Annotated in this window: 13 protein-coding genes; 9 read left to right on the top strand and 4 right to left on the bottom strand. The window is 64.4% G+C overall.

Annotation, left to right across the window (positions count from 1 at the left end):
* Positions 1-25: 25 nt before the first annotated feature.
* Both CH275_RS27870 and CH275_RS27875 read right to left on the bottom strand, forming a co-directional pair.
* Positions 26-700 (bottom strand): response regulator, encoded by a 675-nt coding sequence (locus CH275_RS27870; protein WP_094681366.1) that lies wholly within the window; start codon positions 698-700, stop codon positions 26-28.
* Positions 697-2190 carry a sensor histidine kinase gene (locus tag CH275_RS27875; RefSeq protein WP_256991258.1) on the bottom strand — a complete coding sequence of 498 codons (1494 nt, stop codon included), beginning with the start codon at positions 2188-2190 and terminating at the stop codon, positions 697-699. The genes CH275_RS27870 and CH275_RS27875 overlap by 4 nt, the downstream gene beginning before the upstream one ends.
* Positions 2191-2424: 234 nt before the next feature.
* Here CH275_RS27875 and CH275_RS27880 point away from each other — a divergent pair, with 234 nt between their 5' ends.
* From CH275_RS27880 to CH275_RS27900, 5 genes are all read left to right on the top strand, one after another.
* Positions 2425-3819, top strand: a complete 1395-nt coding sequence (locus CH275_RS27880; RefSeq protein ID WP_094681367.1) for a cation:dicarboxylate symporter family transporter — start codon at positions 2425-2427, stop codon at positions 3817-3819.
* 130 nt (positions 3820-3949) lie between these two features.
* Positions 3950-4459, top strand: a complete 510-nt coding sequence (locus CH275_RS27885) for a glutathione peroxidase (protein ID WP_373453752.1) — start codon at positions 3950-3952, stop codon at positions 4457-4459.
* A gap of 55 nt (positions 4460-4514) precedes the next feature.
* Positions 4515-5216 carry a DUF2334 domain-containing protein gene (locus CH275_RS27890; RefSeq protein ID WP_094681369.1) on the top strand — a complete coding sequence of 234 codons (702 nt, stop codon included), beginning with the start codon at positions 4515-4517 and terminating at the stop codon, positions 5214-5216.
* A 174-nt stretch (positions 5217-5390) separates the two neighbouring features.
* Positions 5391-6194: a hydroxyethylthiazole kinase gene (gene thiM, locus CH275_RS27895; RefSeq protein ID WP_094681370.1), complete on the top strand. Its 804-nt coding sequence runs from the start codon at positions 5391-5393 to the stop codon at positions 6192-6194.
* A gap of 181 nt (positions 6195-6375) precedes the next feature.
* Positions 6376-7044, top strand: coding sequence for an LppP/LprE family lipoprotein (locus CH275_RS27900; RefSeq protein WP_094681371.1), 669 nt, complete (start codon positions 6376-6378; stop codon positions 7042-7044).
* On the opposite strand, the gene CH275_RS27905 is transcribed toward CH275_RS27900, so the two are convergent.
* Complete coding sequence (locus CH275_RS27905; protein ID WP_094681372.1) at positions 7041-7679, bottom strand: MBL fold metallo-hydrolase; 639 nt, start codon at positions 7677-7679, stop codon at positions 7041-7043. The genes CH275_RS27900 and CH275_RS27905 overlap by 4 nt on opposite strands.
* A gap of 100 nt (positions 7680-7779) precedes the next feature.
* Between CH275_RS27905 and purS the strand changes: the two genes are divergently transcribed.
* Genes purS through CH275_RS27920 form a run of 3 tightly spaced genes read left to right on the top strand, consistent with a single transcriptional unit; the run spans position 7780 to position 9092 of the window.
* A complete protein-coding gene (gene purS / locus CH275_RS27910; protein ID WP_094615475.1) occupies positions 7780-8031 on the top strand; it encodes a phosphoribosylformylglycinamidine synthase subunit PurS in 252 nt (83 codons plus the stop codon).
* A complete protein-coding gene (gene purQ, locus CH275_RS27915; RefSeq protein ID WP_094681373.1) occupies positions 8028-8705 on the top strand; it encodes a phosphoribosylformylglycinamidine synthase subunit PurQ in 678 nt (225 codons plus the stop codon). Before purS ends, purQ begins: the two co-directional genes overlap by 4 nt.
* 36 nt (positions 8706-8741) lie before the next feature.
* Positions 8742-9092, top strand: coding sequence for a VOC family protein (locus CH275_RS27920; RefSeq protein ID WP_094681374.1), 351 nt, complete (start codon positions 8742-8744; stop codon positions 9090-9092).
* 211 nt (positions 9093-9303) lie between these two features.
* Here CH275_RS27920 and CH275_RS27925 read toward each other — a convergent pair whose 3' ends face one another.
* Complete coding sequence (locus CH275_RS27925; protein WP_094681375.1) at positions 9304-10194, bottom strand: hypothetical protein; 891 nt, start codon at positions 10192-10194, stop codon at positions 9304-9306.
* A 56-nt stretch (positions 10195-10250) separates the two neighbouring features.
* Between CH275_RS27925 and CH275_RS27930 the strand changes: the two genes are divergently transcribed.
* A complete protein-coding gene (locus CH275_RS27930; RefSeq protein ID WP_094681376.1) occupies positions 10251-11591 on the top strand; it encodes a M18 family aminopeptidase in 1341 nt (446 codons plus the stop codon).
* Positions 11592-11762 lie beyond the last annotated feature (171 nt).

Below are 11762 nucleotides of genomic sequence, written 5' to 3' on the forward strand. Positions count from 1 at the left end.
TCCACTCACATGCGGCGCAGCCGCTCTAACGCCACACGTAGCGAACCTGCGGTCGCCCGGCTTTGCCGTATTCGGTGTGCCGGGTGACCAGGCCGTCGTCGGCCAGTCGTTCGAGGTAGCGCCAGGCCGTCACTCGGGACACTCCGACGACCTTCGCGGCCTCGGAGGCGTTGAGCCCGTCGGCCGACTCCTTGACGGAGGCGGTGATGCCGTCCATCGTCTGCGGGGCAATGCCTTTGGGTGTGGAGACGCGTTCGTCGGCCGTCCGCAGATGTGCCATCGCACGGTCGATGTCTCGCTGACTGGATGCGTTCTCGCCGGCGGGTAACGCATCGTGGAATTCGCGATAGCGCTCGAGCTTGTCGCGGAACGCAGCGAAGGTGAACGGCTTGAGCAGATACAGCACGATGCCGTGCGCCACGGCCGAGCGCACCACCGACAGATCCCGCTCGGAGGTGATGGCGATGACGTCGGGGCTCGGGCGCAGGCCGCCGAGGGCCGCGGCCACGTCGATGCCACTCGCGTCGGGCAGTCCGATATCGAGCAGCACCAGATCGACGGACTCGGTACTGGCGAATCTCATGGCAGCAGCACCGGTGAGTGCGACGCCGGCAACCTCGAAGCCCGGGGTGCGCTCGACGTACGTCTTGTGGGCCTCGGCGATCAGCGGTTCGTCGTCGACGATCAGTACCTTGATCACGACGAAGATCCAGGAATGGTGGCGATCATGACAGAGCCGTACGTCACCTCGGATGTCAAGGTGCCGCGGTGGCGACCGATCACCTGAGTCACCAGGGCCAAGCCCAGCCCGCGTGACCCGGACTTGGTCGAGTACCCGCGCCGCAGAGCCGCTTTCAGTGTCTCGGGCGGCATTCCGGGACCACTGTCGGCCACGCGGACGACGAGTTCGCCATCGGCATCACGGACGGTCACTTCGACCCACGGCTGATCGGATTCTTTCGAGGCATCGATGGCATTGTCTATCAGATTGCCTACCAGCGTGACCAATTCGCGAGCCGTCAATACCCCTTCGTCCTCCATCGCCGTGTCGTCGGTGATGGTGAGTTCGACGCCCTGCTCGGCAGCTTGACTGACCTTGCCCAGTAGCAGAGCCGCCAGCGCAGGCTCGCCGACGGCGTTCATCAGCCGGTCGATGAGTGATTGCGAAAGCTCCAGATCGGCCGTCGCGAACTCCACGGCTTCCTCGGGCCGGCCGAGTTCGACCATCGTGATGACCGTGTGCAGCCTGTTGGCCGATTCGTGAGCCTGCGAACGCAGCGACTCGGCGAAACTACGCACCGAGTCGAGTTCACCCATCAGTGAACGTAATTCGGTCTGATCGCGGATCGTCAGCACATTGCCCAGTCGCCTGCCCTCCCACATCACCGGATCCTGATTGACGACGAGAACACGATCCTTCGTCAGATGCAGTTCACCGCGCACGATGCCGGTGTCCATCTGCTGCATCGACTCCGGCAACGACGCGAGCGAGACCGGGCCCTCCGGTAGGTCGAGGAGGCGTCGAGCCTCGTCGTTGACCAACTCGGCCTCGTCGCCGCGGCCGAATACCAACAGCCCTTCGCCGATGGAGTGCAGGACCGCGTCGTGATGCTCGTACATGGTGCGCAGTTCCGCCGGTGCCATGCCCAGTGTCTGACGCCGGAGCCGGCGGCTGAGCAACGTCGATCCCACAGCGGCGACGACGAAGGCGGCGAGCACGACCCCGATGATGAGCGGTAGCCCCTGAAAGAACTGGTCGCTGATCTTCTGGCGAGTGACTCCCGCGGAGACGAGGCCGACGATCTCGCCGGACGAGTCGGTGACCGGGGTGACCGACCGAATCGAGGGGCCGAGGGACCCGACGTAGGTTTCGGTCAACGTCTCGCCCTGCAGCGCACGGTCGATGTTGCCGCTGAAGGGCTTACCGATCAGCTCGACGGTGGTGTGGGTGAAACGGGTGCGATCCGGAGCCATGACGACGATGAAGTCGACGCCCGTCACCTGCCTGATCTTCTCCGTCTCCGGTTGCAGACGCGAGGTCGGATCGTCGGACTCGATGGCCAGCGGCGTCGACGGTTCGTTGGCAATGCTCACGGCGATCGCCGTGACCTCGCGTCGGGTCGCGTCGTCGCTGTTGGAACGTTCGTTGAGCACTGTCAGGATGCCGCCGGCGAACACGACGACCGCCATGACGACGAGCTGCAGCACCAGCACCTGGCCGGCGACGCTCAGCGGCCGCTTCGAAGACACCACTTTCCTTTCGCGCAAGAAACATCGATGTGAACAGAATGAACGTATAGGTGACTCCAGTCACTGCGTACAGCAACATCATCTCTCAGCAGGGGTGATCCACCTCACTCCACTCTGTAGTCACGAAGTCAGCCAGTTCGACTCGCGCTTCACCTGAACCCAGAAGGAACACTCATGACAACTATCGATGCGGAGCGGTTCGACAATCCGCCCACCGAGCCCAAGAAGAAGCGCGACAAGACGCACTGGCTCTACATTGCTGTGATCATCGCCGTCGTCGCCGGCGTCATCGTAGGACTGACCGCCAAGGACTTCGCCGTCGAGCTCGCGGTCCTCGGCACGCTCTTCGTCAGCCTGATCAAGATGATGATCAGCCCGGTCATCTTCTGCACCATCGTCCTCGGTATCGGATCGGTTCGCGCCGCAGCGAGTGTCGGTCGAGTCGGCGGCCTCGCCCTGGCTTACTTCATCGCGATGTCAACCATCGCACTCGGTATCGGCATGGTCGTCGGCAACCTGATCCAGCCCGGCGAGGGGCTCAACATCGTGCCTGGCGGCGGTGATGAGTACGCCAAAACCGCGGAGGGTGCCGGCGGAACCATGGACTTCATCGCCGGCATCATCCCGGAGAGCCTGCTGTCGTCGCTGACCGCCGGATCCGTCCTGCAGACGCTGTTCGTCGCCATCCTCGTCGGCTTCGCACTGCAGGCCATGGGCAAGAGCGGTGAAGGAATTCTCAAGGGCATCGGCTCGGTGCAGAAGCTGGTCTTCCGCATCCTGACCATGATCCTGTGGCTCGCCCCGATCGGCGCTTTCGGTGCCATTGCCGGTGTCGTCGGCAAGACCGGGTTCGACGCCGTCATCCAGCTCGGCACCCTGATGCTGGCCTTCTACATCACCTGCTTCATCTTCGTCTTCTTCTTCCTCGGCCTGATCCTGCGTTTCGTCTCCGGCTTCTCCATCTTCAAGCTGGTGAAGTACCTGGCCCGTGAGTACCTGCTCATCGTCGCCACGTCGTCCTCCGAGTCGGCCCTGCCGCGTCTGATCGCCAAGATGGAGCACGTCGGAGTCGAGCGCACCACCGTCGGCATCGTCGTCCCCACCGGGTACTCGTTCAACCTCGACGGCACCGCGATCTACCTGACGATGGCCTCCATCTTCATCGCCGACGCCATGAACATGCCGCTCTCCATCGGTGAGCAGTTCTCGCTGCTGCTGTTCATGATCATCGCCTCCAAAGGCGCAGCCGGCGTCTCCGGTGCCGGTTTGGCCACGCTGGCCGGCGGCTTGCAGAGCCACCGCCCGGAACTGCTCGACGGAGTCGGCCTGATCGTCGGAATCGACCGGTTCATGTCCGAGGCCCGTGCGCTGACGAACTTCTCGGGCAACGCCGTCGCCACCCTGCTGGTCGGCACCTGGACCAAGACCATCGACAAGGACCGGGTCAACACGGTGCTCGACGGCAACCTGCCGTTCGACGAGGAGACCATGGTCGACGACCACCTCCCCGAGGACGATCGGCCTGCCGACAAGCAGGTCATCATCGAAAAGCACGCCGCGAAGGCGTAAGACCTGCCGGGCGCCGCGCATCCCCCCGTCGCCCGGTTCGGAAAAACGCAAGTACGACCCCGCCACCAGCGGTGTCGTACTTGCTTTTGTACGTCGGTTCCATTCTGTCGGTACTCACAGGTAAGTTCAGGTGATGACTGAAGTTCAGAACATCGGCATCAACACGCTGGGCGGTGCGCCCACCTCGCTCGACGAGTACGCCGGACGGGCAGTCCTCGTGGTCAATGTGGCCTCCAAGTGCGGACTGACCCCGCAGTACGAAAAGCTGGAGAAGCTCGCCAACGAGTACTCGGCCCGTGGCCTCTCGGTCGTCGGAGTGCCCTGCAACCAGTTCGGCGGCCAGGAACCCGGCACCGCAGAGGAGATCGAGACCTTCTGCTCCACCACGTACGGCATCACCTTCGCGATGACCGAGAAGGTCGACGTCAACGGTGACAACCAGCACCCGCTCTACGCCGAACTGACCAAGACCGAGGACGCCGAAGGCAAGGCCGGAGACGTCCAGTGGAACTTCGAGAAGTTCCTCATTTCGCCCGACGGTGAGGTCACCAACCGCTTCCGTCCGCGCACCGAGCCGGACGCTCCTGAGGTGCTCGCCGCGATCGACAAGATCCTGCCGAAGGAAACGATCGCCGTTTAGCTTCTGTCTGCATCGACTTCGAGCCTCGTTCACGCTGGTGTGCGAGGCTCGAGTCATGTCTGGACGCCTGATCGTGTCGGTGAGCGGAATCAAGAACGACACCTACGAGCATGCCGCAGAGTTCGCGCGGATCCTCGACGGACGGGGCGTCCCATTGTCGCTGCTCGTCGCACCGCGATTGAAAGACAAATACCGTCTTGCGGCGGATGTGCCCACCCAGGAGTGGTTGCGGGCCAGACGCGACGGCGGCGACGCGATCGTTCTGCACGGCTACGACCAGGCCGCGACGAAGCGTCGACGCTCCGAGTTCGCCGCTCTACCTCGTCACGAAGCTCGACTGCGCCTGATGGCGGCAGACCGCGTCATGGAACAGACCGGACTGCGCACCCGAGTCTTCGCCGCTCCGCGCTGGATCGCCTCACCCGGAGCCGTCGAAGCACTACCCGATGCGGGATTCCGAATGTTGGCTGCACTGAACGGCATTCACGACCTCGACCGTGACGGCGTCGTGCGTGCCCGAGTCTGGGGAATCGGCGAAGGATTCAAGGCCGAGCCCTGGTGGTTCAAAGCTCTGGTACTCGGCGCAGGTCGCACAGCCCGACGTGACGGAGTGGTGCGCCTGGCCATCAGTGCCAAACAACTCGGACGTCCCGGACCGCGACAGGCCATCCTCGACGCCATCGACCTCTCCCTCCACCACGGAGCCGAGGCCGGGGTGTACGAATGGATCCCGCGAACCAAAGCCCGCGTGGCCTAGCGGTCTGTTTCGGTCGCTCCGCTCCCGCGTCAATGGACCCTTGCACGCCCCAGACGTATGCAAAGTGCTATTCACGCGCACGGGGTCGCGGCGTGAATGAGCCTTTGCAGCGCTCAGACGTGTGCAGTGGTCCATTGACGCGAACGGGGTGGTTGCGGTCGTAGACTCGTAACAATGAGTGCCTCGACTGTGACCCTGGACGACATCGTTGCCGCGCATCGTCTTCTGCGCGATCGCAATCCGCTGGTGCAGTGCCTGACCAACACCGTCTCGGTTCAGTTCGTGGCGAATGCATTGTTGGCCGCGGGGGCGGCTCCGGCGATGGTGGACAACCCGGAGGAGGCGGCCGGTTTCGCCGAGATCGCCGACGCAGTGCTGGTCAATCTCGGGACTCCCACGGCCGCACAGGTGGAGAGTTCTCGGCTGGCGTCGGCCGCAGCGAGGGACGCGGGGAAGCCCTGGGTCCTCGACCCGGTGGGAGCGGGAGGTCTGCCGTGGCGCACCGAGGTGGCCGTCGAGCTACTTGCCAACCGGCCCAGCGTCATTCGCGCGAATGCGTCCGAGGTCATGGGTCTGGCGGGCGCTGACGGCGGATCGAGAGGGGTGGATTCGTCTGCGCGCGTGGCAGATTCCGTCGATGCGGCGCGATCGTTGTTGGACAGGGCCGAGATCGTGGCGGCCTCGGGGGAAGTCGACCACATCGTCGGGCAAGGATCCTTGGTGAAGCTCGGCGGTGGAAGTGCACTGCTGCAACGAGTTACGGCTACCGGATGCGCTTTGGGTGCCCTGACGGCGGCGTACTGCTCCGTGTCACCGAATGCGTTGATCGGTGCTGTCGCCGCGCACGCGCATGTTGCGGTGGCGTCGGAGATAGCGGCGCAGTCGACGTCGCGGCCGGGGTCCTTCGCTGTCGCGTTCCTCGACGGCCTGGACGCGGTGGACGAGTCAGCACTACGCGATTTGGTCCGGCTCGACTGACGGGTGCAACGGTTGCTCCACTGTGCGTCGATATCCGCGGAAACACCGCGGAGCGTACGACGAGTGGAGCAACAATTGCCTGCGCGGTGAATGTAACAGCACCTTGATCGAAATGTGATGTAACAGAACACGTTTGCGAGCGGACATACCTGGCGTCCCGTAAATCGAACCAGGTGGTCTTATGAAACGACTCGTTCTCGTCACCATTGCTGCGCTGATTCTCGTCGCGTGCGGAAACTCGGACGAACCGGTTGCAGCGACGGCCAGCGGTGCGCCCACCTCGAGCGCCCAGCCCCAGCCCGTCCAGCCACAGGCCCAGTCCGAGGCGACCCAGCCAGTGGTCGCGGGCGAGGATGCAGAGCCCAACGGTCCGGTCGACTCGAACACCGAGGCGCTACCGGAGAACAACTCGCTACCCGACGGCGAACAGCATGCACCGGGTTCGGAGTACCCCATCTGCCTGGGTCTGGACTCCACGAGAGTGGTGAATGCAGTTGCGTCGTTGCCCGAGTACTTCCCGGGCGAGCCATGGATCGCAACGAAGATCGGCGACACCTGCGCGCCGTTCACCTGGGTGCGAGCCGACACCGGCGGAACCGTATCGTCCCCGACCCACCTCCTCTTCTTCGCAGGCCACAACTACGACTACCTCGGTACGGCGACACTCGAGCCCACCTCGTTCACCTCGGTGGTGGGCCAGACCGCCGATACCGTGACCGTCGAGTACCGCTGGCCTCTCGCGAACGACGCCAACGCGAACCCGACCGGCGGCCCGGTGACGATCGACTATCGGTGGGACGGGACGCAGGTGACCATGATCGGCACCCTGCCGCCCGAGGTCATCGGCTAGATCGAGACGGACGATTCCTCGGGAAGCTCGCGGATTTCGGCGTCGGACATCTCTTTGAAGCGGCCGTAGTAGATGCCTCTGGCCTGTTCCGCGACGATGGCCTGGTGGATGGGAAACGCCATCTTCGGGGCCACTGCGCGTAGGAACTCGACGGTCTCGGAGAGTTTCGACCACGGCGCGGCGGCGGGAAGCGCGAGAACCTCGACCTGCTGCTCCGGGACGAACAACGAGTCGCCGGGGTGGAACAGCTGGCCTGGATTCTCCGGGGTGCCGAGCAGGTAGCCGGTGTTGTCGATCTCGGGCAGTTCGGGATGGATGACGGCGTGGGTTCCGCCGACGCCGGTGACCGTGATGCCTCCGACTGTGAAGGCCTTGCCTGCGGGAGCCGCTGACCACTTGCCGCCTAATTGGCCCGCGGTCATTGGATCGGCGTGCAGTGCCGCTCGCGGATTTGCCTCGACCAGAGCGGGAAGTCGTTGCAGATCCACGTGATCCGGATGCTGATGGGTGACGAGGATGGCATCGAGTCCGGTGATGCCCTCGAACCCGTGGGAGAACGTGCCGGGATCGAACAACACGGTGGTGCCGTTCAGTTCGACGAGAACGCAGGAATGTCCGAAGTGTGTCAGCCGCATGCACTCCACAGTAAGCGCGGTTTCGCGCCTCCCGCCAGGGCTGCGTAGACTCCCACCTGCCGGTAACTGTCTTGCTGTACGTATTTCAAGGAGCGCTTTCGTGGCCCGAGTCGTTGTCGATGTCATGCCCAAGGCCGAGATTCTCGATCCGCAGGGTCAAGCGATCGCGGGCGCGCTGGGCCGTCTGGGCATCTCCGGTGTATCCGACGTGCGACAGGGCAAGCGCTTCGAGCTCGAGGTCGACGACACCGTGGACGACGCCGAGCTCGAGAAGATCGCGGAATCACTGCTGGCCAATACGGTCATCGAGGACTGGACGGTCACTCGGGTGTCGGTCGAGCCCGTCGCATGAGCGCCCGCGTAGGTGTCATCACCTTCCCCGGAACCCTCGACGACGTCGACGCCTCTCGCGCGGTCACCCTCGCAGGTGGCGAGGCGGTCAGCCTGTGGCACGCCGATGCGGACCTGAAGAACGTCGACGCCATCGTCGTCCCCGGCGGATTCTCCTACGGCGACTACCTGCGGGCCGGCGCTATCGCGCGCTTCGCCCCCGTGATGGAGTCCGTCGTGAAGGCCGCCGAGGGCGGCATGCCGGTCCTGGGGATCTGCAACGGCTTCCAGGTGCTGTGCGAGGTGGGACTGCTGCCCGGTGCGCTCACCCGTAACGAGGGTCTGCACTTCGTCTGCCGCGATCAGTGGCTGGCGGTGGAGAACACCGACACGGCATGGTCGTCGCGATACGAGCCCGGTGCCGAGATCCTGATCCCGGTCAAGAACGCCGAGGGACGATTCCAGGCACCGCAGAACGTGCTCGACGAGCTCGAAGGCGAGGGACGCGTCATCTTCCGCTACAGCGGCACCAACCCGAACGGATCGCAACGCGGGATCGCCGGTATCTCCTCGGCCAACGGTCGGGTCGTCGGTCTGATGCCGCACCCCGAGCACGCCACCGAGCCGCTGACCGGGCCTAGCGACGACGGCTTGGGAATCTTCTACTCGGCACTGGACACGATCGTCAACGCCTGACCCGAACCTGTCGGTGGTCGAGGCTACTGTGCCGCCATGACACTGACACTGGGCATGATCACGTTCGACACCACCGATCCCGGACCACTCGCACACTGGTGGGCGGCGCAGGTCGACGGCACGATCGTGGAGGAGAACGACGGCTGGTTCTACGTTGTCGCTCTTGCTGCGGCCCCGTACCGGATGGCCTTCCAGAAGATCGACGATCCGACGTCAGGCAAGAATCGCGTCCACCTCGACATGACCACCGGTGACCTCGACGGTGAGGTCGCGCGATTGGTCGAGGCGGGTGCACGTGAAGTTGAGCAACACACCATGGGCGACTTTCGCTGGGTGACGCTGAGCGACCCCGACGGCAACGTGTTCTGTGTGTCCGGTTCGCACTGAGCATCGAATGCCGGCCCAGGTCAGCGCACCGTTGCCGACAAACGGGCCCAGGCTTGGCAGCGGATCGCCTGGTGCCTCGACCGCACCGTCAGCGACATTGATGACGAAGCTGAGCTCGGCTGGGATGTCTTTGCGGGTGCATTCGTGATGCTGCAGCGGGACGGCCCACCACCCCGCCGCCCGAATGGCGGGTACCGGCACGTGATCGCGGTCAGGCCGCGCACGCTCGCAACTCCGTCAAGGTAGAGGCGAAAACGCCCGTTGGCCCGTGCGATACGTCGCAGTACTCGCCGTCTCGCCAGAAGAACACCGAGCGCGACAGTGGGCTCGGTGTGTCACAACTGAACATGTCGGCCAGTTCAGCGAGTGCGGCAGCTGCCTCGAGTGCGTCGTCAGCGTTGCTCGGCCGGTGGACGGCCAGTTCGTAGGCGCTGGGAACGGCAAACAGTAGGCCGTACAAGCACTCCCCGAGGTGCGTCGATATCAAGGTGGGCATGTCTGCGACCTTCGATGCGAGGTAGATCGAATCGCCGCTCAGAACATGAACGTCGATGCCATCCCTGCTGAGGATCCGAGCGTCCTCGAACTGCATCGCAGCCGTATTGTTCCGGCCCGCAGCCCAGGCTGCTTGCATGTCCCGGCCGGCGAGATGCCGATCGGCCAGCGTCAGCGCTCGATTGGGAGACGACAGATTCAGCACACGCATCGGCGATCCGGGTGCGTCGACCAGGGGGACTGCGTACTCGTATTCGGCCAGCGTCTCGAGGGCGGTCGGTGCGACGACGCGCTCGCGCAACCTCGTGTGGAACTCGTTGTCCGACAACGAGGTGATGAACGTCGGGTCGGCTTCGCGCATCACCTCGAGCATGACATCGACATGGCTGTCGATGATGCTGTCCCACGCCGATCTGCCTGCCTTCGAGCAGCGAGCAAAAAGGTTCTCCAGCGGAAAGTGCACCCCTGATCCCGTCGCCAGGGTTGTCGAATCCACGCGGTGAACCACCACCCCGCGCCTGCGGAACACCTCGATGGTCTTCATCCGCACGATTGCGAATGTGGTGGCGTGAACTGCGCCGTAGTTCGGCAAAGTCTGAAATTTCATGATGCTCCCCCGAGTCCGTGTGTGCTCTTGATGCGTTCGACGCGGCGGCTGCCACAATGGTTCCCATGTCGTCCAACGCTTCTGCAATCGGTCTCTGCAACTTCGTCGACGTCTCGCCGTCGCCGTTCCACGTCTGCAACACGGTCTCGGTGCAGCTCGAGGAGGCCGGTTTCGCGCGGCTCGACGAGACCGATGCCTGGCCGACGGAGCCCGGCCGCTACTACTTGATCCGCGGCGGTTCTCTCGTCGCGTGGAGTACCGAGCGTGACGGTTCGGGTCGTTCCACAGGCTCCACTCCTGGATCCTCGGGTCGTTCCACAGGCTCCACTCCTGATCGCCCCTTCCGCATCGTCGGCGGGCACACAGACAGCCCGAACCTTCGGGTGAAGCAACATCCCGATCTCGAATCGGCGGGCTGGCAGATGGTGGGTCTCGAACCGTACGGCGGCGCGTGGCTCAACTCCTGGCTCGACCGCGATCTGGGCATCTCCGGCCGGCTGAGCGTGCGCGACGGCAACGCTGCGCGCGAGGTACTGGTGAAGGTGGACGAGCCGATCCTGCGAGTTCCGCAGCTGGCGATCCACCTGTCCGAGGACCGCAAGGGCGTCACCCTGGACCCGCAACGACACGTCAATGCCATTTGGGGCGTAGGCAATTCGCCGAAATCCTTCATCGCGTACGTCGCCGAGCGAGAAGGCGTCGACCCGCATTCGGTGTTGGGTTGGGAGTTGATGACGCACGATCTCGCGCCCAGTGCCGTCGTTGGCGTCGAGTCGGAGTTGGTCAGCGCGCCGCGTCTGGACAATCAAGGTACCTGTTACGCCGGAACTCAGGCTTTGCTTGCGGCAGTGGAGAATCCGACCGATGTCACTCCGGTGCTGGCCCTGTTCGATCACGAGGAAGTGGGCAGCATGTCCGATCGCGGTGCGTTCTCGGATCTGCTGAACACCGTGCTCGAGCGCATCGTGTTGGGACGCGGCGGCGGCCGTGAGGAATTCCTGCGCACGATGGCCGGATCCATCTGTGCTTCAGGCGATATGGCGCACGCGACGCACCCGAACTACCCTGACCGGCACGAGCCCGCACACCGCATCGAACTCGGTGGTGGACCGGTACTCAAGGTCAACCAGAACCTTCGCTACGCAACGGATTCCGCAGGTGCCGGTGCCTTCGCGCTCGCCTGCGATCAGGCCGGAGTTCCCTTGCAGCGATACGTGCATCGCGCTGACCTTCCCTGCGGATCGACCATCGGGCCGATCACCGCGTCGCGTACCGGCCTGTCGACAGTGGACGTGGGAGCAGCGCAGCTGGCCATGCACTCCTCACGAGAGTTGATGGGAGCCAGCGACGTGAAGTCCTACGCCGACGCGTTGGCGGCGTTCCTCGCCCCTGCCTGAGCCTGATCGGCGGCGCAAACGCGCGCGCATTCGTCAGGTGCGCGCGGATTCGTGCCCGATTCCGGGGCTATTCCGCGCGCGTCTCGCAAACGCGCGCGCGTTTGCGGGATCCGGGGGTGAGGCGGGATCCGGGGGTGAGGCGGGATCCGGGGGTGAGGCGGGATCCGGCCG

Origin of the sequence: Rhodococcus sp. 06-235-1A, from assembly GCF_002258785.1 — a bacterium.
Lineage (GTDB): Bacteria > Actinomycetota > Actinomycetes > Mycobacteriales > Mycobacteriaceae > Rhodococcoides.

What these genes read in the sequence shown, in the direction of transcription:
- CH275_RS27875 (WP_256991258.1), bottom strand. Translation starts at nt 2,190, where the DNA reads ATGGCGGTCGTCGTGTTCGCCGGCGGCATCCTGACAGTGCTCAACGAA.
- CH275_RS27880 (WP_094681367.1), top strand. Translation starts at nt 2,425, where the DNA reads ATGACAACTATCGATGCGGAGCGGTTCGACAATCCGCCCACCGAGCCC.
- CH275_RS27890 (WP_094681369.1), top strand. Translation starts at nt 4,515, where the DNA reads ATGTCTGGACGCCTGATCGTGTCGGTGAGCGGAATCAAGAACGACACC.
- thiM (WP_094681370.1), top strand. Translation starts at nt 5,391, where the DNA reads ATGAGTGCCTCGACTGTGACCCTGGACGACATCGTTGCCGCGCATCGT.
- CH275_RS27900 (WP_094681371.1), top strand. Translation starts at nt 6,376, where the DNA reads ATGAAACGACTCGTTCTCGTCACCATTGCTGCGCTGATTCTCGTCGCG.
- CH275_RS27905 (WP_094681372.1), bottom strand. Translation starts at nt 7,679, where the DNA reads ATGCGGCTGACACACTTCGGACATTCCTGCGTTCTCGTCGAACTGAAC.
- purQ (WP_094681373.1), top strand. Translation starts at nt 8,028, where the DNA reads ATGAGCGCCCGCGTAGGTGTCATCACCTTCCCCGGAACCCTCGACGAC.
- CH275_RS27920 (WP_094681374.1), top strand. Translation starts at nt 8,742, where the DNA reads ATGACACTGACACTGGGCATGATCACGTTCGACACCACCGATCCCGGA.
- CH275_RS27925 (WP_094681375.1), bottom strand. Translation starts at nt 10,194, where the DNA reads ATGAAATTTCAGACTTTGCCGAACTACGGCGCAGTTCACGCCACCACA.
- CH275_RS27930 (WP_094681376.1), top strand. Translation starts at nt 10,251, where the DNA reads ATGGTTCCCATGTCGTCCAACGCTTCTGCAATCGGTCTCTGCAACTTC.